The following is a 23,680-nucleotide window of genomic DNA, read 5'->3' as shown; positions in this document are numbered from 1 at the left end:
CTATTTTATCCAAAAAACAGGTGAAGTCAACCATAAACATCCAAAGCCGGACGGCTCAAAAAAAGGGATGGAGCAACAACCGTCTCCATCCCGGACATGAAAACCTTTACATATTCCGGCGGTACTGGCCTCCCACCTCATACAAAGCACGGGTGATTTGGCCCAAGCTTGCCACTTTTACGGTTTCCATCAACTCGGCAAAAATGTTTCCATTTTCGCGGGCCGTTTTTTTCAAACGCTCCAGCGCAACTTTCGCCTCTTCCCGGTGTTTTTCCTGGAATTCACGGAGACGGCGGATTTGCAGGTCTTTTTCCTCTTTGGTGGCCCTGCTGAGCGGAACTTCCACATCTTCCGGGGGATTGGGGTTTTCAAAAGTATTCACGCCGATGATCGGCAACTCGCCGGAATGTTTTTTCGTTTCATACAACAAGGATTCCTCTTGAATTTTCCCCCGTTGATACTGGGTTTCCATGGCCCCCAGCACGCCCCCGCGGTCACTGATCCGCTCAAATTCACAGAGGACGGCCTCTTCCACCAAATCCGTCAGTTCATCAATGATGTAGGAGCCTTGCAAAGGATTTTCATTTTTGGCAAGCCCCAGTTCCTTCATGATGATCAACTGAATGGCCATGGCCCTGCGAACCGATTCCTCGGTCGGTGTGGTAATCGCTTCATCATAGGCATTGGTGTGCAACGAATTGCATTGGTCATAAATGGCCATCAATGCCTGCAGAGTCGTCCGGATGTCATTAAAGTCCATTTCTTGCGCATGCAGGGAACGGCCCGAAGTTTGAATATGATACTTTAATTTCTGGCTCCGCTCATTGGCTCCGTACAAATGCTTCATCACAATGGCCCAAATCCGGCGCGCCACCCGGCCGATCACGGCATACTCCGCATCCAATCCGTTACTGAAGAAGAAGGAAAGATTCGGGGCAAATTCATCAATCTTCATTCCGCGGCTCAAATAATACTCCACATAGGTAAAGGCATTGGCGAGAGTGAAAGCCAGCTGGGTAATGGGATTGGCGCCGGCTTCAGCAATGTGATAACCGCTGATGCTGACCGAATAATAATTGCGGATGCCTTTTTTAATAAAGTACTCCTGGATGTCCCCCATCATCTTCAGCGCAAAATCAGTGGAGAAAATGCAGGTGTTTTGCCCTTGGTCTTCTTTCAAGATATCGGCTTGAACGGTTCCGCGCACCTTTTTCAGAGCCTGATTCTTGATTTCCTCCGCCTCTTCAGCCGTGGGCTCCCGTCCTTCCCTTTTGCGGAATTGTACCATCTGCTGCTCAATCGCCGTATTGAAATACATGGCCAAAAGAATGGGGGCCGGCCCGTTGATCGTCATGGACACACTGGTGTTCGGAGCACAAAGGTCAAAGCCTTCAAACAACCTTTTCATATCTTCCAAGGTACAAACACTGACGCCGGATTCACCCACTTTTCCGTAAATGTCCGGGCGTTCGTCCGGATCTTCCCCGTAAAGGGTCACACTGTCAAAAGCGGTGGACAGCCGCTTGGCCTGATCATTTTTTGACAAATAGTGAAACCGCCGGTTGGTGCGTTCGGGCGTTCCTTCTCCCGCAAACTGCCGTTTCGGGTCTTCATCCGTTCTTTTAAACGGAAACACACCGGCCGTAAACGGGAATCTCCCCGGAACATTTTCCTTGCGCAAAAAGCGTAAACGTTCTCCCCAATCCTCAAACCGGGGCAAGGCCACCTTGGGGATTTTGCTTCCGGCCAACGTTTTGGTATAAAGAGGAATCTCCTTTGTCTTGTTGCGCACCTTGATGGTGAATCGATCCTGCCGGTAGGCATCGGCCAACAAACCCCATTCATCCAGCAATTTCCGGTTCTCCGGGGTGAGGCGTTCCTCAATTTTTTGAATGGTCTCTTTAAAACGTTCCGTCAGGCTTTCTTCCCCGGCCGCTTCTTCCTTCATGCATTGCAGGCTTCCATTTAATTGATAAAGCCTTGTGGCCAGCTTTGCCTGCGCTTCCGTCTCTTGATGGTATTTCCGCACGGTGGACGCAATTTCCCTTAAATAATGGCTCCTTTCCGGAGGGATGATATGATGGATGTCCATTTCCGAAACCGGGGCTTTTACTTTGGTTTCCCAACCGAGATCAAACTTTTCATTCAATTTCCGGATCATTTCCTGGTAAAACCGGTTGGTTCCGGGATCATTAAACCGGGAAGCCATCGTGCCATAAACCGGAATCTCCTCATCATCGGCGTCAAACAACTGATGATTGCGGCGGTATTGTTTTTTCACGTCTCTGAGGGCATCTTGCGATCCTTTCCTGTCAAATTTGTTGATGGCCACCATGTCGGCGTAATCCAGCATTTCGATTTTTTCCAGCTGGGAAGGCGCACCGAATTCCGATGTCATCACATAAACGGAAAAGTCACTTACTTCGACCACATCGGCATTTCCCTGCCCGATTCCGCTGGTTTCGACAATCACTAGATCATATCCGGCCACTTTTAAGATTTGAATCGCTTCTTTGATTCCGCCGCTTAATTCCGACCGGGTTTTCCGGGTGGCCAGGCTTCGCAGGTAAACCCTGGGATGATGGACGGAATTCATGCGGATCCGGTCCCCCAACAACGCGCCTCCCGTTTTTTGCTTGGAGGGGTCGACGGACAAAATCGCAATTTTTTTGTCTTCAAAGTCATGGATAAAACGCCGGACCAATTCATCGGTCAATGAACTTTTCCCGGCTCCCCCCGTCCCGGTGATCCCGATGACCGGAACAAATCCCTGCAATTCTTTGGATAACTGTTCCCCCAGCCTTGCCCGCTGGTCAGGATCATCCTCCACCCAAGTGATCAAACGGGAAATCGCTTGTTTATCCCCTTTCTTGGCACGACTCATTTCCCGGGAAATGTCGCGAACCGTGGGGAAATCCGTCGTCTCCACCATGGTTTGGATCATGCCTTCCAATCCCATCTTTCTCCCGTCTTGCGGGGAAAAGATTTTTTTGACGCCATACTCTTCCAGTTCCTTGATTTCCCGCGGGACAATCACGCCTCCCCCGCCGCCGAACACTTGAATATGGCCGGCGCCGCGTTTTCTGAGCAAATCGATCATATATTTAAAAAATTCCATGTGCCCGCCTTGGTACGAAGAAACCGCGATCCCCTGCACATCTTCCTGAATGGCGGCCTCCACAATTTCATCCACGGACCGGTTGTGTCCGAGATGAATCACTTCCACTCCGGCCTGTTGCAACAAGCGGCGGAATAAATTGATCGAAGCATCGTGTCCGTCAAACAAGCTCGCAGCGGTCACAAACCGAATGGCATACTTGGTTTTAATCCCCTGCATCCCGATCGCCTCCTGCTGTAAATTCTCCCAACAACAAAGCCATTTGCCGCTTTGTGTATTCTTCCACATCATACTCGCGCCCCAACGCCCAGTGGCGAAACGTCCACATTTGGCCGATCACCATGATATTGTGGGCCATCAACTTGATGGAGGAAGGATCGATTCGGATGGTTCCGTCGTTCATTCCTTTTTCTAAAATTCGGGAAAATAAATTGGTGATCTCTTCTTCTTTTTTTAATACATATTTCATCTTGTCTTTGGGCAATGATTTGGTTTCTTGATAAATCAAAAGAACCAAGGAGCGCATCTCATCCATGACTCGGAACAATTGTTTCAAGCTTTTTTGCAATGATTCCATTCCGGTGTCTTCTTCGTTCATGACTTTCAGCAACCGGCTCTCCAATTTGGAATGGATGTGCTCGCAGACCAGATAAAGAACGTCTTCTTTGCTCTGGATGTATTCATACATGGTCCCGATGGACAGTCCGCATTCTCTGGCAATCTCACGAGTGGTGGTTTTGTGAAAGCCTTTTTCCACGAATAACCGAACCGCCCCTTCGATGATCTGTTCCCGCCTTTGTTCGATCAAACGCTCATTCTTAATCATCGAAGGAATCAGTTTGGAATGTTTCTTCACAGACTCCCCTCCCCAATGCCCCGATCCATTTTTCAGCCAGCTTCCGCGGACTGATCTCACGGGATTCCAGATTTTGCAAATCTTTTTTCCAATCCGGACTCCTCCATGCCCTCTCCAAAAGGCGCCGGACAGATTCTTCGATGATTTGGCGGGTTTCCAGCTCCAACTGTTTTTTCCGCTTCTTCTTTAATTCCCCGTTTTCTTCCAAGTAGCGGCGGTGCCGTTCAATCGCTTCCCACCATTTCTCAATTCCTTCCCCCCGTGTCGCAATCGTCCGGACAATGGGAGGGCGCCAGCAGCCTTCCTTTTGCTTCGACAAATCGAGCAAATCATTGATCTCCGATTCCAAGCGTCCGGCTCCCGGTAAATCGGCTTTATTGATGACAAACAAATCGGCAATTTCCATGATTCCGGCTTTAAACACCTGAATAACATCCCCGGCGGTCGGATTGAGAACCAGGCACACGGTATCGGCCACATGCATCACATCCAGTTCGGCCTGCCCGACTCCCACCGTCTCCAATAAAATCAGGTCATAGCCGGCCGCATCCAAAATTTTGACGGCGTCTCTGGCGGATTTGGAAATGCCGCCCAAAGATCCGCGGCTTCCCATGCTCCGAATAAAAACCCCCTCATCCAGGGAATGGCGGGTCATTCTCACCCGGTCCCCCAGAATGGCCCCACCTGTATAGGGGCTGGAGGGGTCAATGGAGATGACCCCGACCGTCAAGTTTTGGCGACGCAAATAAGAGATGGCTTCGTCCAACAACGTGCTTTTGCCGGCCCCCGGCGAACCGGTGATCCCGACAATGTATGCATTTCCGGTGTTGGAATAAATCGCTTCCATCCATTGGTCCGCATCCGGATCTTGATTTTCAATCCGTGTGATCAGGCGGGCAATCTTCCGCTTGTTTTTTTGCCTGATGGCTTGGATCCAACTCTCCATCACTCCCCCTCCCGGAGACGGTTTATTCTTTTAACAAGTGGTTTGCGATCACGACACGTTGGATTTCATTCGTTCCTTCATAAATTTGTGTGATTTTTGCATCACGCATCATGCGCTCCACCGGATATTCACGGGTGTATCCATAGCCGCCGAAGATTTGAACGGCTTCCGTCGTCACTTGCATGGCAACATCCCCGGCAAACAATTTGGCCATGGCCGATGCCTTTCCGTAAGGAATGCCTTCGGATTCCCTCCAAGCAGCCTGGTAAGTCAAAAGGCGGGCCGCTTCAATCTGGGTGGCCATATCGGCCAGTTTAAATTGAATGGCTTGCTTTTTCGCGATCGGTTTCCCAAATTGATGCCGTTCTTTGGCATAGGAAAGCGCCTCATCCAAAGCGCCCTGCGCAATTCCCACCGCCTGGGCGGCAATCCCGTTCCGGCCCCCGTCCAGCGTCATCATGGCGATTTTAAATCCTTCTCCTTCTTCCCCCAAGCGCTGGCTCGCCGGAATCCGGCAGTCTTCAAACAAAATTTCCGTGGTCGGGGACGACCGGATCCCCAATTTTTTTTCTTTTTTTCCGATGGAGAAGCCGGGAGTTCCCTTTTCCACAATGAATGCCGTGGTTCCCTTATGTTTCAGCGACGGATCCGTCAAGGCAAAAACGACATAAATCTCTGCTTCTCCCCCGTTGGTGATAAAAATTTTACTGCCGTTTAAAACATAGTCGTCCCCGTCGCGGACGGCGGTGGTTTTCATGGCCGCCGCATCGGAACCGGATCCCGGTTCGGTCAAACCGAAGGCGCCCAACTTCTTTCCTTCGGCCAACGGACGCAAAAACCGTTCTTTCTGCTCCGGGGTGCCGAACTTAAAGATCGGCCAGCTGGCCAGGGAAATATGCGCCGACAAGGTCACTCCGGTGGACGCGCAAACCCGGGACAACTCTTCCACGGCAATCACATAACTCAAAAAGTCCGCTCCGCCTCCGCCGTATTCTTCGGGAAAGGGAATGCCCGTCAGTCCGAGCGTTGCCATTTTTTCGAAAATGGTACGGTCGAACCTCTCTTGTTCATCCCGTTCGGCTGCAGACGGGGCCACTTCTTTTAATGCAAAATCACGCACCATCTTGCGCATCATTTCATGCTCTTCACTCAACTGAAACTCCATCGGGTTTCACTCCCATCCATCATCGTTTTCTAACCATTTAACAGTTCGCCGGCGATGACAATCCGTTGAATTTCATTGGTGCCTTCGTAAATTTGCGTAATTTTCGCATCACGAAACAATCTTTCGACCGGATACTCGCGCGTATAACCATACCCGCCGAAAATTTGGACCGCTTCGGTGGTCACCTTCATGGCCGTATCCGATGCAAACATCTTGGCCATGGATGCCTCTTTCTTGCACGGTTTTCCTTTTTGCCTTTTCTCCGCTGCCTGGTAAATCAAGAGACGGGCCGCCTCGATTTGCGTGGCCATGTCGGCCAGTTTGAATTGAATGGCCTGTTTCTTTGCAATCGGCCGGCCAAACTGTTTCCGTTCTTTGGCATAGGAAAGTGCCTCCTGCATCGCTCTTTGGGCAATTCCGATGGCTTGCGCGGCAATGCCGATCCGTCCTCCCGCCAGGTTGGACAAAGCCACTTCATACCCCTGCCCTTCGCTTCCCAGCAGGTTTTCTGCCGGTACTTCCGCGTCTTCAAAAATTAGCTCGCACGTATTGGAACCATTTAAACCCATCTTTTTCTCTTTTTTACCGACACGGAAGCCGGGCGTGTCTTTCTCCACAATAAAGGCCGAAATCCCTTTGGAACCCTGATCGGGATCGGTTACGGCAAACGTGACATATACATCCGCTTCCCCACTGTTGGTGATGAAGATCTTGTTCCCGTTCAAAATATATTTGTCTCCTGCTTTCCAGGCACTGGTCCGAAGATTGGAAGCCTCCGAGCCGGCTTGGGGTTCGGTCAGGGCAAAAGCCCCGAGATACTCGCCGGCAGCCAGACGGGAAACGTATTTCTTTTTCTGTTCCTCATTTCCGTATGTCAAAATCGGCATCGTGCCGACGGAAGTGTGAACCGACAAAATCACGCCAACCGTGGCACTGACTTTCGAGATCTCTTCCAGTGCAAGGATGTAGGAGATAAAATCCGCTCCTGCTCCTCCCCACTCCTCGGGAATCGGAATTCCCATCAAACCGAGTTGTGCCATTTTATTGACAATTTCTCCCGGAAACCGGTCTTCTTCATCCATGCGGTTTACCAACGGAGCGATTTCCGTTTCTGCAAAGTCCCGCACCATCTTGCGCATCATTTCTTGCTCAGCCGTAAAGGAAAGCCGCATGAGAATCACTCCACTCCGTGAAAATGAAAGTTCAGGATGCTTTTTCTCTATTTTTCATTGTCATATTGATAAAAACCGCGACCGCTTTTCTTTCCGAGCCAGCCGGCTTTCACATATTTTCTCAACAGAGGGCACGGGCGGTATTTGCTGTCGCCAAACCCTTCATACAAGGTTTCCATGATATACAGGCAGGTATCCAATCCGATAAAATCCGCCAACGTCAGCGGCCCCATCGGATGGTTCATCCCCAGTTTCATGACAGTGTCCACATCTTCGGGCGAAGCCACGCCTTCATACACGGCATAAATGGCTTCATTGATCATCGGCATCAGGATGCGGTTGGACACAAAGCCTGGAAAATCGTTGACTTCCACCGGAACTTTCCCCATCTTTTCCGCCAAATTCCTCACGGTTTCATTCACTTCATCCGATGTGGCCAATCCCCGGATCACTTCCACCAATTTCATCACCGGAACCGGGTTCATAAAATGCATGCCAATGACCGATTCGGGGCGGGAAGTCGCTGCGGCAATTTCTGTGATGGGCAGGGAAGAAGTGTTGCTGGCCAAAATCGCATGCTTCGGACTGTATTGGTCCAACTGGCGGAACAAATCGGTTTTGACTTCCATGTTTTCCACCACGGCTTCAATCACCAGATCCGCATCCTTGACCGCTTCCTGCAAATCCGCGGTGGTTTGAATCCGTGACAACACCGCCTCTTTTTCTTCCCCGGTCCACTTCCCTTTGGCCACTCCTTTTTCCAAGAGACCTTCAATCCGCGCCAGTCCTTTTTTCACCTGCTCTTCAGCCACGTCATGCAAAGAAACGGAAAAACCGGATTGGGCAGCCACTTGGGCAATTCCGCTCCCCATCTGCCCGGCACCGATCACTGCAATCCGTTTAATTTCCATCATTCCACTCCCTTTCTATCCATCCACCCGGACCAAGACGGCATCTCCTTGGGCTGCTCCGCTGCAAATGGCGGCAACCCCCAATCCTCCGCCACGACGTTTTAATTCCATGATCAGGGTGAGAAGAATGCGTGCACCGCTGGCTCCGATGGGATGCCCCAATGCCACGGCACCCCCGTTGACATTCAATTTTTCCGCATCGATTCCCAAAAGTTTTTGATTGGCCAGGGCCACCGCGGCAAAAGCTTCGTTGATTTCATACAAATCAATGTCTTGGGGCGACAACTGGTGCTTGTTTAACAGTTTCCGGACGGCATATGCCGGTGTGATGGGAAAGTCTTTGGCTTCCATCGCCACGGATGCATGCCCCAAGATGCGTGCCCATGGTTTTACGCCCAGTTCCTCCGCTTTTTTGGCGGTGGAAACCACCAATGCGCAAGCACCGTCATTCACCCCGGGGGCATTTCCGGCTGTAATGGTGCCGTCTTTTTGGTAAGCGGGCTTTAAAGCAGCCAATTTCTCCAGTGTGGTGTCCGGCCGGACCGATTCATCCTGATCCACGACATGTTCACTTTTTCTGGTTTTGACGGTGACCGGAACAATCTCTTCCGCAAAGAGGCCGGATTGAATGGCTTTTAATGCCCGTTCATGGCTTCTCAAAGCCCATTCATCCTGCTCTTCCCGCGAAATGTTTTGTTCTTTGGCCGTATTGCTTCCATGGATGATCATGTGAACATCGTGAAATGCACACCACAAACCGTCATGCACCATCAAATCCACCAATCTCCCGTCGCCCATCCGATGACCAAAACGCGCGCCGGGCAAAACATAAGGCGCATTGCTCATGCTCTCCATGCCGCCTGCCACCATCAATCCGGCATCGCCGGCCCGCAAAATCTGATCCGCCAAGGTCACACTGCGAAGACCGGAAGCGCAGACTTTGTTAATCGTCTCCGTTCCCACTTCCCAGCTCAACCCTGCAAGCCGGGCGGCCTGGCGGGAGGGAATTTGTCCGGCTCCGCCTTGCAAAACCATCCCCATGATGACTTCGTCCACCGATTGATCCGGCACACCACTTTTGTCCAGAGCGGCCCGGATGGCCGTGCCACCCAATTCCACTGCTTTTTTGTCCTTTAATCCTCCTCCGAGTTTCCCGATCGGAGTTCGTGCACCACCCAAAATCACCGATTCGGACAAATCTCTTCACCTCCGGTAAATAGGCACTCTATCGAGCGTTCGTTCGATATGCTGGCATACGTTGAAAACGCCTTCATTCATTAGCTTACCGGAAATTATTATTTTTAACAATAGTTAATCGAATTTATTTATTACCATAAAATGCTTTATTCTGTATAGATAAAATTTTCTATAAAAAAATCCGCACGTTGCGTGCGGTTATTTGGAATCCATCACAGGAAAACAAAGGCGAACCAAAGTGCCTTGATTGGCCTTGCTTTCCACTTCAATTTTTCCGCCCATGGCCTCCACCCATTCTTTGACCAACGCAAGCCCCAGCCCTGCCCCGTGTTCGCGCCCTCCGGTTTTTCCCTGGTAATATCTCTCGAAAATATACGGAAGTTCATCCTCGGAAATCCCCATCCCCGTATCCTGCACTTCAATGACACAGTGGTTCCCCGCCGGCCTTGCCGATAATTTGATCATCGATCCGCTCGGGGTGAAACGCAATGCATTGCGGATCAGATTGTCCAGCATTTGCGACAACCTCTTCCGGTCCACCCGGATCAGGGGCAATTTGGGCTCGATCTCCAATAAAATACTTACTTTTTTGCTTTGCCATGCGATCCGGGAAAAAGTTTCATGACTTTGTTTGATGAGTCCGGCCACCTGCGTTGTTTCCGGCTGTAAAAAAGAAGCAAGCGATTTTTTTTCATCTTCGGTGGCAATGACAAAAAGGTCATCAATCATCCTTTGCAACCGGGTGACTTCTCGTTTCAAGATTTGAACCTCTTTCGTCTCCTTCCACGGGTCATGCATGTGCAGTTGTTCCACATACCCTTGGATAATGGCAAGGGGATTCCTCAATTCGTGGGAAACATTGGCGACAAACTCCTGTTTGCTTCGCAATAAACTCTCCACTTGTCTCTTTTCATTGTGCAACTTCTGCGTCGTTTCCTCCAAAGATCCGGCCAGCTGATTCAATTGGCGGCTCAAGATTCCCAGCTCATCAATTTGTTCGTCACGAATCCGAAAAGCAAGATCTCCCCGGGACCAGGCTTTGGCGGCTTCCCCCACCTGGACGACCCGGCGGGTGACAAAGCGGGCATGAAGATAGGAAAACGGTAGAGCAATGACGAACGCGAGCAAAACCGTCAACAGGATCAGCGGAATGGATAACAAAAACGAAAAGAACATGGTCAACACCACTGCATCCACGTAAAAGAAATCGTCAAAGCGGATCATCTGATTGACCACGCCCAAAATTTGCCCGTCGTGTCCGTAAATCGGAGCGGCCGTCATATACCGGCTCCCGCTTTTTAACGGGATGCTGATCATTTTTTGCGTCTTCAGCACCTCCCGGATAAACGCTTTTTCTTCGTGATGGGCCGCTTGTGAGATCAGGGCTTCTTTCAAAAACGGATAAGTGCTGTCGGCCACCAACTCGCCTTTTTGGTTGTAAATGGTCCAATACCGTTCAACCTGATAAGGAGACCACCGGAAAATCCAATCATTCCATGCCGTGGATTCCACCTGCCGGATCCACTCGGGCAACGACGACTGAAGCCGTGGGTTTTCCATCATGTAGGAGGCCCAACGGGCCACTTGAACCGTTTCATTTTCGCCCCGGACCACTTTCGGGATATAGGTGGTGACGGTATAAAAAACAAGAGAAGAAACCAGGGAAAACACCAGAAAAAGAAACAGATTGACATGTGATAAAGTGATTTGGCGCACCAACCGGCCGGATGCCCATTCCCAAATGGCACCCAGGAAGAAAAAGATCAGGCGGAAGGCAACCAAGATGAAAAGCGCAATGGCCAAAATCCAGACATAATCCATATAAACTTCCTGATTGTCCGGCAAAAGAACCGGATATTCTTTGAAAACGGGCAACCGTTTCAACAGCCATTCCATGATCCATTCAAAACAAAAAACCCCCGTCAGGTAAGGGATCAAAAACTTTGCCCACAAAGCCAGACTTTCTTTGGCATTTTCTCCTTTTTTGAAACGATAAGCCGGCCAGACACTCATCCAAAACTCGGGAATAAACGTCAATATATACATCCAAACCAACTCATAAAAGGTACGGACCTGCCAAAGGAGCATCAGCACATATAAAAGCAAAAACGGGGCAAAGGTTTCAATCAATACCCGTTTGATTCCTGCTTTTTGGAAACTTTTCAACTGCATGAATGAGACCCCCGAATCCCTTTTAAAAAAAGGTCATCTGCTGTGCAGAGACCTTTTCACTCCTGTGATGAATCATTATTTGCCGTTTTTAACACAAACTTATAACCCATTCCCCACACCGTCAGAATATGTTTTGAATACGGCGCCAATTTTCTTCGCAAACGCGATACATGCGTATCCACCGTCCGGTCAAATCCATCATACGTCAAATCCCAGATTTGTTCCAATAAAAATTTCCGGCTGAACACCCGGCCCGGGTGGGCCAAAAACAAGTGCAACAATTCATATTCCTTTGGTGTGAGTTCCAGCAGGGAATCCTCCAAAAAAACCTCACGGGTCTCCACATTCAAGCGGATAAACCCGTAATCGATACAGGTCTGTTCGTGTTTTCCCTTCTCCTGTTCCATCAAAACCATTCTGCGAAGCATGGCACGAACCCTGGCCCTCAATTCACCGGTGCTGAAAGGTTTGATCATGTAATCATCCGCACCGACATCCAGTCCCCAAATCCTCTCCATCTCGCTGCCACGGGCCGTCAACATCAAAATCGGCACCACCGATTTCTGCCGGATTTTTCTGCAGACCTCGATTCCCTCCATATCCGGCAAAACCCAATCCAAAATCACCAGATCCGGTTGCTCCTGTTTCCAAAGTTCCAATCCTTCGCCGGCCGTGTGGGCCACCAACGTATCATAACTGTCGCGGCGCAGTTCCCCTGCAACCAGACCGGCCAATTCCACTTCGTCCTCCACGATCAAAATCTTTGGCATTTGTGCTTCACTTTCCTGTCTTTTTTTTCCTCAAAAGAAGAAGACAGCGAATACAGGAAGTTTTCTTCCCATATTCGCTTTCCCGTTGTTGATCAATGGACGCCTTCTGCCACTTCTCCCGGCTCATCCTCAATGGAAAGAGCCAAAATTTCAGCAACATCCATGGTTTGCACTGTGTCTTCAACTTCTTTGGCTTTGGTTCCGTCGGACAACATTGTCAAGCAATAAGGGCAAGCACTTCCGATCACGGTCGGGTTCACTTCAAGCGCCTGCTCGGTACGGGCGACATTCACGCGCACCCCTTCGGTTTCCTCCAGCCACATCAATCCTCCGCCGGCTCCGCAGCACATGCCGTTTTCTCTGTTTCGTTTCATTTCCACCAGCTCGATGCCCGGGATTTGATTCAGGATATAACGCGGGGGATCAAACACCCCGTTATATCTTCCAAGATAGCAGGAATCATGGTATGTCACACGTTCTTTCACTTCTTTGGTCGGCTTGATCCGTCCTTGTTTCAAGAGTTCGGCCAACACTTCCGTGTGGTGATATACTTCCGCTTCCAACCCAAGATCGGGATATTCTTTTTTAAAGGCATTATAGGCATGAGGATCAATCGTAATAATTTTTTTCACTTTATGCTTTTGGAACAAAGCAATGTTGTCCATCGCCAATTGTTGGAACAAAAATTCATTTCCCAGACGGCGGGGGGTGTCACCCGAGTTTTTCTCTTTATTCCCGAGAATGGCAAATTTCACACCTGCATGATTCAATAATTTCACCAAAGCCCGGCTGATTTTCTGACTGCGGTTGTCATAAGACCCCATTGAACCCACAAAGAAGAGGTACTCGAATTCTTTTTCTTCTTTGACGGTCGGAACGGGGACATCCGAATTTTCAATCCATTTGGCCCGGTCTTTCCGGCTGATTCCCCAAGGGTTCCCCTGACGTTCAATGTTCGAGAAAGTCCGTGAAACTTCGGGGCTCATTTTCCCTTCCGTCATCACAAGGTAACGGCGCATGTCAATAATTTTATCCACATGCTCATTCATCACCGGGCATTGGTCTTCACAGTTGCGGCAAGTGGTGCAAGCCCATAATTCCTGCTCGGTGATCACATCCCCGATCAGATTGACTTCCCCGGTGTTTAAAGCTTGTTGATTCGCCCCGGCAAAGGCAAATCCCGGAACCCAGGGGCTTTTGGAAGTAATGGCTGCCCCTTTGGCGGTCAAATGGTCCCTCATTTTGACGATCAAATCCATGGGAGACAACATTTTTCCCGTTCCGGCAGCCGGACACATATTGGTGCAACGCCCGCACTCAACACAGGCATACAAATCGATCAATTGGTTTTGGCTGAAGTCTTCAATTTTTCCTTTCCCGTATTCTTCGATGGATTCATCTTCAAAATCGATTAAAGACAACTTGGATGGTGCCTGCTTCTGTTTTTGTTTCAAGAAAACATTCACCGGCGCCACCAACAAATGGAAGTGTTTGGATTGGGGAACGTAGACCAAGAAAGTCAGCAAGACCAAGGCATGCATCCACCAGAAAACGTAAAACATCACCTTGGCGGCCTCCGCACTCATCCAATCCATAAACGGCATGGCAAGGATGGAAGAAAACGGGGTGTACCAAGTGACCCCCTCGCCGGCCCACAATTTTTCAAAGGCCGCGGACAATAAAATGGAAGACATCAATAAGGTCAGAAAAATAATCACAAGACCGGATTTAAAACCTCTTTTCAACCGGGGCAATTTTTCAATATAACGCCGGTAGAAAGCATAAAGGGTGGCCAACAAGACGATGAATGTCGTCAGTTCCTGCAAGAACAGAAAAAACGGATATGCCGGCACGGGAAGATGATGTCCCGGTGCCAAACCTTTGATGAATAAATCAATCGCTCCAAATTGAATGATAATAAAACCGTAAAACATCAATACATGCATGAACCCGCTTTTTTTATCCTTGAGCAGCTTCTTTTGTCCAAAAACGTTTACCAGCACTTGATTGATTCCGGTTTTTAAATCCACCTCCAAATCGGCCGGCTTTCCCAATTTCACATATTGATACCGACGATATACAACACTGGCAAATAAGTATACGGCATAAGCGGTAACTCCTAAAAAGACCAAGAGGTTCACAATTTGCAGCATCGACATCCTTTTCTCTCCTTTCCATTATTTATGTTAATTCAGAAAAAAGATTTTGCAAACACACAAAAATTACTTTAAATTCAGTTTGTTTACATTCTATCATAAACTGAGCAGTCATTCATTAATTTTTATCAAAACCAGCTTCATCCATTTCCATGGATATTTATTCAATTTTAGCATATTTTCATGCTCCAAGCCGTTTTTTTGCGCTATAATAGACCATGGTCCGGACTATGGACATTTCTATTCCGTTTATGCAGACTTGAGTCATGACAAACGGCAACCTGATTTTCCATTTCGTTGACTTTTGTCCGGACTGAAGTCCCCGGACAGACGAATCGAATGACACTTGTTCCGTTTGCCAAAAATGATGCAGGAGGCGTTTTTATGTTAATAGCGGTGGATGCAGGACGTGCCTTTGTAAAAACAGTAACGGGAAACCAAAAATTCTCATTTCCAAGTAAAGTTTCAAAAGCGAGAAAAAGAACATTTGTACAGACATTGGAGGAAGATATCGAGCTCCGGTATCAAGGGAAGGAATATTTTATCGGGCAACTGGCAGAGCGGGAAGGGTCTTTCACAAGACAGATGATGACCGAAAGCAAAGTCAATGTGGAAACGGTATTGTTGATCCTGACGGCTTTGTTTAAAGCAGGAGCGATCGGGGATGTAAAATTAGTCACCGGCGTGCCGATCAACATGTATAAAGAGGAAGAAAGAGCGAGGCTTCGTGCCAAGTTGGAGGGAGAGCACGAAGTGGTCTTAAACGGTACATATCGAAAGATCAATATCACCAAAGCCGCGATCACCATTGAGGGAGGAGCGGCCTATTGGGTGCACCGGCGCATGGGAACGGTGCGTATCGTGGATCCGGGAGCCCGGACGACAAACTATGCCACGTTTAAAGACGGGATTTTTATTGACCGGGAGAGCGGAACGTTGCCAAAAGGATGGGATAATGTGCGGGAAGCCGATCCGGAGGAAATGGCGGCCATGATCGTCGGACATTTGGGAGGAATGTGGTCCACGACCGATGTGGTCGAGTTGATCGGCGGAAAGGCAACGGAATTGGTGGAGCCCTTCAAACATGTGGGTTTCATCCACGCCACCAGTTTTGGCAATCCGCAATATGCCAATGCACTCGGTTATTATGCACTGGGAAAGGAGACGCTCGGTGAATGAGGGAATATAAAAAGAGGGAAAGAAGACAAGTTTCCTTTAATACCGAAGATGCGGTGGAACTGGAACTGCTCAAGTTGGCAGACCGGGAAGACATCAACTTTTCCGGACTTGTCAAAAACCTGTTGTTTGCCTATTGCATGGGCCAATTGCAACCTGCCAAAGATCTTTCTCCCGTGAAAAATTCCCGGATGCTGTCGAGTCAAAATGTACCTCCATCCTCTTTTCAAGAGATTAAAGCCAGTGGCATCCCGTTTGATTATTAAGTTTATATAGAATAGGAGAGAGAGAATATGAAGCCTCATTCTTTTCAAATCCCGTATTCTGTCGTTGACAAACTCCCTCCGATGGAACGATTCGTTTACTACGAACTGAGCCGCTTGGCCTCTCCTGTCGCTAAAAAAGATACCATTTTCAGAGTGAATATTCCGCCACGGGGGCTGATTATCAACCATTTCCGGTTGGCCAAGGAAATGGATTTTCCCTATTCGCGTGTTTCCTTTGCCATGGAACAGTTGGAGAAAAAAGAATTGATTGAAATTCATCCCTTAAACAACAAGGAGTTCCGATCCTACTATCTGGTCTATGTAAGAAAAGTTTACCAGGAAAATGAAATCCCCTTGTCTCCTCCCGAATTTTCGTTTTAAAGAAAAAGGCTGGCGCTGGCGTCAGCCTTTTACAACATCCGGGACCGGTTTTGGCGGCGAACCAGTTCCTGCACAAAGTACGAAGCGACATCCGGGGCCAATGTGCCGGGGCCGAAACCGGCATCAAACCCCAACTCCAAAGCCAGTTCATGATGAATGCGGGGGCCTCCGCATATCAGGATAAACCGGTCCCGCACCCCTTCCGCTTCCATCAATTCCACCAACCCGGTAAGCGTTTGGATGTGGGCCCCTTTTTGGGTCACCACTTGGGAAACCAAAATCACATCGGCCTTTTTCTTTAAAGCTTCTTCCATCAACACTTCGTTTTCAACCTGGCTTCCCAGATTGTAAGCCTCGATTTCCGGATACCGTTCCAGTCCGTATTCCCCGTGATAACCTTTCATATTCATGATCGCGTCAATGCCGACCGTGTGTGCGTCCGTTCCGGTGCACGCCCCGACCACAACCACTTTCCTTCCGATGTTCTCCCGGATATACTGATTGATCTGATCAAAATCCATGCGGACACTGTCCACTTTCGGAACCCGGATGGCCGTGAAATCAACGGCATGGCGGCATTTTCCGTAAACGATGAAGAAAGTGAAGCCTTCCGTCAGGTCTTTCATATGGTACACTTGCGGTTCATCCAGCCCCATTTTCATCGCCAGTTGTCTGGCTGCTTCCCGGGCTTCTTCACCATACGGAACCGGCATGCTGAAACTCAGCTGGACCATGCCGTCATTCAGTGTGTCGCCATACGGTTTCACACGGGTCAAATCCGCCTTCAACGTCCAACCCCCTCCCTTGGTTTCAATCCGAGACGCAACCGGAGTTCCGCTTCAATCGGGTTATAATAGTCACGGCTTTTTTTGAGAACCCCTTCCAGCCCCTTTCCTCCGGTCCTTGACCGTTTCACATCGGCAAACATGCCTTTTTCCAAAGCATAAAACAAGCCGGTTTCACGAATTTCTTCCAATAGTTTCATCGCTTCCTCCAAAACATGGCGGGCTCTTTGTTCGATGCGCCCCCCTGGCCGGAAGCAGATTTCTTCTCCCAAATGGCGGGCATTGCGGAAAATGTACCGGGCATTTTCGATGGCCAGTTGCCGGTCATGGATATGTGGTGTATGCATGGCTTCGGTCATCATGCCAAGCAATTGCACCCCTTGGTTCGTCATGATGCCGACCAAATTAAACAGTGCATTTTGGATATGGCCCTTAAAAATATTTCCGGTCATGTGTTTGGTCGGCGGCATATACTTCAAGGGGGCATTGGGAAAGATTTGCCTTGCCATCTGGGCCTGGGCAATTTCCCACAGCAACCCGTCTTCCAAATCCGGATTCATTTCAAACGCATGGCCGAGTCCCATTTGCTCCGGGGGAAGTCCCGACAACAGCGCCAACTGTTCATTGATGAATTGCGACGCCAGCACGGTATGCGCGCTTTTTACGGCATCGGCTGTTGTCAAATAATTGTCTTCCCCGGTATTGATCATGATGCCGGCATAACTGTTGATCATGCGGGAAAACGATTGGTCGATCAGGGTTCGCTGCATGTTGATATCCCTGAACAAAATCCCGTACAGGGCATCATTCAGCATAACATCCAACCGCTCAAACGCTCCCATGGCGGCAATTTCCGGCATGCATAACCCCGAGCAATAATTGCACAGATAAATATACCGCCCCTCTTCCCGGCTGACTTCATCCAGCGCTTTCCGCATGATCCGGAAATTCTCCTGGGTGGCAAACGTCCCCCCGTACCCTTCCCGTGTCGCGCCATAAGGCACATAGTCCAGCAAACTCTGACCCGTGCTGCGGATCACGGCGATAATATCCGCCCCCTGGCGGGCCGCAGACTTGGCCTGCACAACATCTTCGTAGATGTCGCCGGTTGCCACGATCACATACAAATAAGGATTTTTTCTCTCCCCGGTTTTCCCGGTCCACTGCTGTCGCACCATCCGGTTTTTCCAAATCTCATCCAGAGCCAGAGCGGACATTTGCTTTCCTTTTTCCTGAATCTCAGCCAAGGGGGCACGGCGGAGTTGCACCAAATCCCATTTTCCCTCCGCCACTTGTTCCGCGACATACTGCGCCGAACACCCGTTGATCACCATCGCATTTAAAACCCAATAAGCGGCACCCGTTTCCAATTGTCCTCTTTCCAGCAAGTGATCCACAACCACATTGGCCAGCGGCACTCCATCTTCATTCACCCCGTCGATTCCAAAACAACGCAAAACCGTCCGTTCCACCGCAACCGTGGTGTGATCGGAAACCAACCGGTCCACTTGGGTGGCGATCTTTTTGGCCGCTTGACGCGCACGCGCGATTTTCTCAGGATCCAGCCTCAATTTATTCACTGTTCCTCCCCCGCTTTCTCCCCCGCTTGTTGTTTGGCCATCCGGATGATTTCGGGAGGCAGACCAATGGCTTCAGCAATCCGGATGGCTTCATGCGGGATGCTTTTTCGTCCCTCTTTGACCGGGATCAGCCGGTAATCCATCCTTTTTTCAAGAGTATCGGGAAGAAATGCACCGGCTTCGGCCATCCGCCCGGAAATCCCGGCCACTTGGTACAGGCGGATGCCTTTGACTTCCAGAACCTCCTGATAATGCGTCACATGCACGGAATAGTGCCGCTCTTTGGCAAGAAAAGCCGTGACGGCCCGGGCCAATGCCCCTCCTTCCACCGGATTGGTTCCGCTTCCCGTTTCATCCAACAACAACAGTCCCGTTCCCGGAAGCTGTAAAAACTCACGAAACCGGACCATTTCTGCACCAAAACGGCTTAGCCCTTGCCGGATTCCCTGTCCGTCACCGATCAAACCGGCAACCCAGGAAAACAAAGGCATGTCACAGGCGGCAGCCGGGACAAAAAATCCGTATTGCGCCAAGACAGCAATCAACCCGAATGTTTTTAATCCGACCGTTTTCCCCCCCATATTGGGGCCGATGATCACCGTCACCCCGCGCCGGATGGAACAATCCACACGGGTCATGGATTGTCCGCGTTCGTTCAGCTTTTGCTCCAAGGCAGGATGGAAAGCGCCTTTCACCCGGAATTGATTTTTGGACCAGCGCGGGCGGACTCCTTGCCAGTGTTCGGCCGCCCGGATCCGGGCCCATTGCAGATCAAGCCGGGTGATGTGAACCATCCATTCACGGAAATCCGGGACCAACGGGACCAGTTCTTTTACCAACCACCAGTTGATTTCCTGTTCGATCCGGGCGATCTGTTCTTCCCATGCGGCAATTTCACACGACAAGGGATGCTCGTTTTTTAAGCGGTAAACCGATTCATGGGACGTTTGCCGAACCAGCATCAATTCCGCCTCTTCTTTTAACAACCGGTCCCCTTCTGTATCCCGGGGCACCACCCATTCTCCAAACCGGTTGCAAGTTTGCCCGGTTTTTTCCGCAATCCTTACCGCCTTTTGTTCCTGATCCCGTTTGACTTTTGCCTGCAATTTCCTGAGCGTTTTTCTGGCTTCTCTCAAACGGTCATCATAGGCATCATCAAACCAAAAAGAAGATGTGTGCGTTTTGGCGGGATTTAAAAGGAGAAAAGCCTTTTCGCACCGCTTTTCCATCGCTTTGTTTTTGAGAATCATGCGGAAGAGCGTGGTTTGTTTCAACAGCGAATGGAGCTTCTGCGTGCTGTATAAAAAGGTTTTCAGTTGGAACCATTCGGTCAAGTCCAATAACCGGAACTCCTCCAGTTTCCGTAATACAGAGGAAATGTCCGGGATTTCGGTGAGAAGGGCATGAACCGGTTCCCGTATGGAAAAAGCGTCAAATTGCTTTTTGATCTCTGCTTGCTCTTGTAAACATTGCTGCCAGGCTTCTTCCTCTCCCGGCAAAAACGGCCGGCAATCCTTTTGCTCTCTTCCGTAAGGGGTGAGCGGCTGAAACAAGTCCAGGCAAACCGAGAGGCCGATTTCTTTGGCAGTACGCTCATCACAAAACATCACACCACACTCCCTGCTCATGCCGGTCCCTCATCACATCCACCACGGGGACGGGAAAGAAAAGGCGGCCGATTTTTTCTTTCATTTCCCCGGGGGGAAAGGAATATCCGTCCGGCGATTCCGGGTTGACGGCCACCTGAAGGAGACGGATCGGTTTCAGGACGCGAATCTCCCCTCCTTGCTTGTAAAAACGGCGAAGCACCGGCATACTGACAAATAAATGCGTAATGTCCGGAACGATGATGCGGACGGCCCTCCGGGAGCGGAGAAAAGTTTGCAACATCCGATCGGTCAACGCTCCGCTGATCGCCAGTGCCTGCCATTCTTTTTGCAACCATTCTCCGTCCTCCCGGACGGAAAACAAACCGGTGAAAGGAAGCAGTTCGATGCGGTTGCGGAGAACTCCGACCACCCGCTTTTTTTCCAAAGCCAAGGCTCCGGCTTTTTGTTCCGGAAAATGGCTGCATGCCTTCAAGCGCAGCAAGCGGCTCCATTCCCCGGCTTTGCGGAGGACCTCTGCAAAATTTGGATCAAGGGAAGCCCCGATGACGAGAATGGTTGCATCGGTCAGTTGGGGACTGGACGGCGATCTTCGGTCATAAGCCCCGTCCAACAGGATTTTTTGTGCACCGGCCTGCCTCAAAAACTCCATCGCCCGTTCCGCCCCGCTTTTGGAAGGAAGACCTGCCAACAGAACCGGTCCCTCCCGTTTGGCGCGGGCAATGAACACTTCCCCCATCACCGATTGGATTCCGCAGGATTGAATCACTTCCCAGTGCCCCGGTTGACGGTTCAACCAGTGAGCGGAAGTGGCCACCAGCATATTCTCCCTCACCCGGATCAAAGGCTTTTCCCTGCCGCTTATGGCATCATGTTTCTCCCCGTCCACGCCCATGCTTAATATCCCAAGCACACCGGCCTTGGGGGCATCGCGGATCAACGCATTCAACACGGTTGTTTTTCCGGCGTTTTTGGACAGTCCGATGACAGACAAGGAGGAGATATCCATTTTTAAGCCCATGGCCGGTTCCTTAAGACGGATGGACACGCCGGTCTTCCCGTGTCAATTGTTTCGGTTCCAGATTGATCCGTTCATCGTTCATCAAAGCGGCGATTCCCACTTGCTCCCCGGCTGCTCTGCAGTATTCACATTCTTCTTTGTTATGTGGTTGGTAATGGGTCGGCTCGGGATAACTGGTGATCACTCCTTCAAAATTGCGCAAAACGGTTTTTTCGGTGCTTTGCGAGATCAGATAATTCGGGCTGAGCGGAATTTTGCCTCCTCCTCCCGGGGCATCCACCACAAACGTGGGAACGGCATAACCGGAAGTATGCCCCCGCAAATACTCGATGATTTCCAATCCTTTGGAAACAGGAGTTCTGAAGTGCCCGATGCCTTCCGATAAATCGCATTGGTAAATGTAATAAGGCCGGACACGGATTTTCACCAACTCATGCATCAATTTTTTCATGATATGCGGACAGTCATTGACCCCGGCCAGAATCACGGACTGATTCCCCAGCGGCACCCCTGCATCCGCCAACATTTCACAAGCCCGTTTGGCTTCCGGCGTGATTTCCTTCGGATGGTTAAAATGCGTGTTCAGCCATACCGGATGGTATTTCTTTAAGATATTGCACAAATTTTCAGTGATCCGTTGCGGGAAAACAACCGGGGCCCTGGTTCCGATCCGGATGATTTCCACATGGGGAATTTCGCGCAGGTTTTTCAGCAAATACTCCAAAATCCGGTCGTTGACCAATAATCCGTCTCCCCCGGATAACAGCACGTCCCTGACCTCGGGTGTGTTTCGGATGTAGTCGAGGCAGGCATCCATCTGTTTTTTGGGAACGCCCATCCCGATTTGCCCGGAAAAGCGGCGGCGCGTACAATAGCGGCAATACATGGAGCATTGGTTGGTGATCAAAAACAGGACCCGGTCCGGATAACGATGGGTCAATCCGGGGACGGGGGAATCGGTATCTTCCAACAGCGGATCTTCCATGTCGTAAGGAGTGCGGTCCAATTCGGCAGAAACCGGCACCGATTGCATCCGGATGGGATCTTGCGGATCATCGGGATCCATCAACAGTGCATAATACGGCGTGATATTCAGCGGAATGGTCTGTTTGGAGATCTTCACCCCTTCGATCTCTTCCGGCGTCAAACGGATCACCTTGCTTAAGTCTTCAAACGTGCGGATGGTGTGCGTCAGTTGCCACAGCCAGTCATTCCACTGTTCCTCCGTCACATCTTTCCACAGTTCGATCTCACGCCAATCTCTCATCTGTCTCCGACCCCTTTCATTGATAGCGTTTGGCAAAAGCTTGAAACAACCGGTCACATTCCCGAAGAGACTGAAAAGCCAACGTTGCGTGCCCGGGAGCATAGCCGTTTCCAATCATCATTTGCACGTCCTTGCCCATTCCTTCGGCTCCCAAAGCTGCTTTGGTAAACTGTACCGCCATGCTGAAGAAATAAACCAATCCTTGATCCCGGGTGGCCAAAATGGAGGAAAGCTCCGTATCACAAGCGTTGACACAGTTGATGGTCAAATCAGCCAGCTTCCCGAAGGTGGCTTTGTGAACCGCCTCATAAACCGCCATCGGATCCGTGGCATTCAACCGGATCACTTCATGGACCAGCCCAAGGGAACGGATTTCCCGACATGCCTTTTCGCTGGCCTCAATGGCGATCACTTGCCCGGACTTGCCCGCTTTTTTCCATGCCTGATACAAACTGAGCATCCCCGACTTTCCGCCGGCTCCCAGCACCACCACCCGGTCCTGCGGCCGGACCAGACGGGCCGTTTGGGCAGGGGCACCACATACATCCAACACAGCCAGTGCCACTTTTTCCGGGATGTCATCCGGCAAAAGGGCAAATGGTCCGCTTGCAAACAGGACGGCCCGCCCCTTGATTTCGACTTGACCGGTATCCATGTGTATTTTTTTGATTTTTTCGATGTGAAGCGGCGTCAGTGTCAGGGATACCAAGGTGGCAATTTTCATCCCTTTTTTGACGTCACGGGATGGAAAACGGGGGCCGGCCTCTTGCACCGTGCCGATCAACATGCCGCCGGATCCCGTCACCGGATTGTGCATTTTACCGCGTCGGGAAACAATGGACAAAATCTGTTCTTCCACCTTGCCGGCGTCATGGCGTGCTTCTTCTTTCAATTGCTGAAAAGAAGCGGAATCAATGTTTAAGCAATCCACTTCAATCAGCAGTTCATTGTCATAAACCATCGGATCCGCATTCAGCTTCCAAGCCGGTTGCGGCAACGCGCCGGCCGGTTCCATCACACGATGCAAACCATAGGGGTGGCCTTTCGGATAAATCAAGTCGTTCCCTCCTCTCGCCCTTTATTCATGCAAATCCGGTGCCAACCGAAAACACGGGGCATCCCGGGTTTTTTAAC

At 50.2% G+C, this 23,680-nt stretch carries 19 protein-coding genes; 3 read left to right on the top strand and 16 right to left on the bottom strand.

The genetic code is table 11. The features are described 5' to 3' along the window. Positions 1–106: 106 nt before the first annotated feature. From icmF to NYE37_RS01470, 10 genes are all read right to left on the bottom strand, one after another. Positions 107–3,337, bottom strand: a complete 3,231-nt coding sequence (gene icmF / locus NYE37_RS01515; RefSeq protein ID WP_049720720.1) for a fused isobutyryl-CoA mutase/GTPase IcmF — start codon at positions 3,335–3,337, stop codon at positions 107–109. Then, entirely contained in the window at positions 3,324–3,974 is a 651-nt protein-coding gene (locus NYE37_RS01510) for a TetR/AcrR family transcriptional regulator (protein ID WP_037995778.1), read from the bottom strand. The genes icmF and NYE37_RS01510 overlap by 14 nt, the downstream gene beginning before the upstream one ends. Further along, a complete protein-coding gene (gene meaB / locus NYE37_RS01505; RefSeq protein WP_049720721.1) occupies positions 3,937–4,920 on the bottom strand; it encodes a methylmalonyl Co-A mutase-associated GTPase MeaB in 984 nt (327 codons plus the stop codon). The genes NYE37_RS01510 and meaB overlap by 38 nt, the downstream gene beginning before the upstream one ends. A gap of 22 nt (positions 4,921–4,942) precedes the next feature. Further along, the gene (locus tag NYE37_RS01500; RefSeq protein ID WP_037995782.1) at positions 4,943–6,085 is read right to left on the bottom strand and encodes an acyl-CoA dehydrogenase; all 1,143 of its coding nucleotides are present in this window, start codon (positions 6,083–6,085) and stop codon (positions 4,943–4,945) included. 29 nt (positions 6,086–6,114) lie between these two features. Then, positions 6,115–7,257, bottom strand: a complete 1,143-nt coding sequence (locus NYE37_RS01495) for an acyl-CoA dehydrogenase (RefSeq protein WP_049720722.1) — start codon at positions 7,255–7,257, stop codon at positions 6,115–6,117. A 47-nt stretch (positions 7,258–7,304) separates the two neighbouring features. Next, positions 7,305–8,168: a 3-hydroxybutyryl-CoA dehydrogenase gene (locus NYE37_RS01490; RefSeq protein ID WP_340711725.1), complete on the bottom strand. Its 864-nt coding sequence runs from the start codon at positions 8,166–8,168 to the stop codon at positions 7,305–7,307. 15 nt (positions 8,169–8,183) lie between these two features. Then, positions 8,184–9,365 carry an acetyl-CoA C-acetyltransferase gene (locus NYE37_RS01485; RefSeq protein WP_037995788.1) on the bottom strand — a complete coding sequence of 394 codons (1,182 nt, stop codon included), beginning with the start codon at positions 9,363–9,365 and terminating at the stop codon, positions 8,184–8,186. A 198-nt stretch (positions 9,366–9,563) separates the two neighbouring features. After that, the gene (locus tag NYE37_RS01480) at positions 9,564–11,537 is read right to left on the bottom strand and encodes a sensor histidine kinase (protein ID WP_037995789.1); all 1,974 of its coding nucleotides are present in this window, start codon (positions 11,535–11,537) and stop codon (positions 9,564–9,566) included. A 56-nt stretch (positions 11,538–11,593) separates the two neighbouring features. After that, positions 11,594–12,307 (bottom strand): response regulator transcription factor, encoded by a 714-nt coding sequence (locus NYE37_RS01475; RefSeq protein WP_037995791.1) that lies wholly within the window; start codon positions 12,305–12,307, stop codon positions 11,594–11,596. 92 nt (positions 12,308–12,399) lie between these two features. After that, entirely contained in the window at positions 12,400–14,466 is a 2,067-nt protein-coding gene (locus NYE37_RS01470; RefSeq protein WP_037995794.1) for a (Fe-S)-binding protein, read from the bottom strand. A gap of 381 nt (positions 14,467–14,847) precedes the next feature. Here NYE37_RS01470 and NYE37_RS01465 point away from each other — a divergent pair, with 381 nt between their 5' ends. From NYE37_RS01465 to NYE37_RS01455, 3 genes are read left to right on the top strand one after another with little or no spacing between them, the layout of a single operon-like run. Continuing rightward, complete coding sequence (locus NYE37_RS01465; RefSeq protein ID WP_037995795.1) at positions 14,848–15,642, top strand: ParM/StbA family protein; 795 nt, start codon at positions 14,848–14,850, stop codon at positions 15,640–15,642. Continuing rightward, positions 15,639–15,905 carry a hypothetical protein gene (locus NYE37_RS01460; RefSeq protein WP_037995798.1) on the top strand — a complete coding sequence of 89 codons (267 nt, stop codon included), beginning with the start codon at positions 15,639–15,641 and terminating at the stop codon, positions 15,903–15,905. The genes NYE37_RS01465 and NYE37_RS01460 overlap by 4 nt, the downstream gene beginning before the upstream one ends. Positions 15,906–15,932: 27 nt before the next feature. After that, positions 15,933–16,286, top strand: coding sequence for a hypothetical protein (locus tag NYE37_RS01455; protein ID WP_037995800.1), 354 nt, complete (start codon positions 15,933–15,935; stop codon positions 16,284–16,286). Positions 16,287–16,315: 29 nt separating this feature from the next. Here NYE37_RS01455 and NYE37_RS01450 read toward each other — a convergent pair whose 3' ends face one another. Genes NYE37_RS01450 through NYE37_RS01425 form a run of 6 tightly spaced genes read right to left on the bottom strand, consistent with a single transcriptional unit; the run spans position 16,316 to position 23,603 of the window. Continuing rightward, positions 16,316–17,074: a lysine 5,6-aminomutase subunit beta gene (locus NYE37_RS01450; RefSeq protein WP_121874268.1), complete on the bottom strand. Its 759-nt coding sequence runs from the start codon at positions 17,072–17,074 to the stop codon at positions 16,316–16,318. Further along, positions 17,071–18,651, bottom strand: a complete 1,581-nt coding sequence (locus NYE37_RS01445; RefSeq protein ID WP_049720725.1) for a lysine 5,6-aminomutase subunit alpha — start codon at positions 18,649–18,651, stop codon at positions 17,071–17,073. The genes NYE37_RS01450 and NYE37_RS01445 overlap by 4 nt, the downstream gene beginning before the upstream one ends. Then, positions 18,648–20,279, bottom strand: a complete 1,632-nt coding sequence (locus NYE37_RS01440) for a MutS-related protein (RefSeq protein WP_084712956.1) — start codon at positions 20,277–20,279, stop codon at positions 18,648–18,650. The genes NYE37_RS01445 and NYE37_RS01440 overlap by 4 nt, the downstream gene beginning before the upstream one ends. Beyond that, entirely contained in the window at positions 20,248–21,306 is a 1,059-nt protein-coding gene (locus NYE37_RS01435; protein ID WP_049720727.1) for a lysine 5,6-aminomutase reactivase subunit KamB, read from the bottom strand. Before NYE37_RS01435 ends, NYE37_RS01440 begins: the two co-directional genes overlap by 32 nt. Continuing rightward, the gene (gene ablA, locus NYE37_RS01430) at positions 21,290–22,546 is read right to left on the bottom strand and encodes a lysine 2,3-aminomutase (RefSeq protein ID WP_049720728.1); all 1,257 of its coding nucleotides are present in this window, start codon (positions 22,544–22,546) and stop codon (positions 21,290–21,292) included. Before ablA ends, NYE37_RS01435 begins: the two co-directional genes overlap by 17 nt. 16 nt (positions 22,547–22,562) lie before the next feature. Beyond that, positions 22,563–23,603: an L-erythro-3,5-diaminohexanoate dehydrogenase gene (locus NYE37_RS01425; protein WP_232335487.1), complete on the bottom strand. Its 1,041-nt coding sequence runs from the start codon at positions 23,601–23,603 to the stop codon at positions 22,563–22,565. Positions 23,604–23,680 lie beyond the last annotated feature (77 nt).

The sequence above is a fragment of the Thermoactinomyces sp. FSL K6-2592 genome (assembly GCF_038006465.1).
Lineage (GTDB): Bacteria > Bacillota > Bacilli > Thermoactinomycetales > Thermoactinomycetaceae > Thermoactinomyces > Thermoactinomyces vulgaris.
This window is presented reverse-complemented; position numbering and strand designations above follow the sequence as displayed.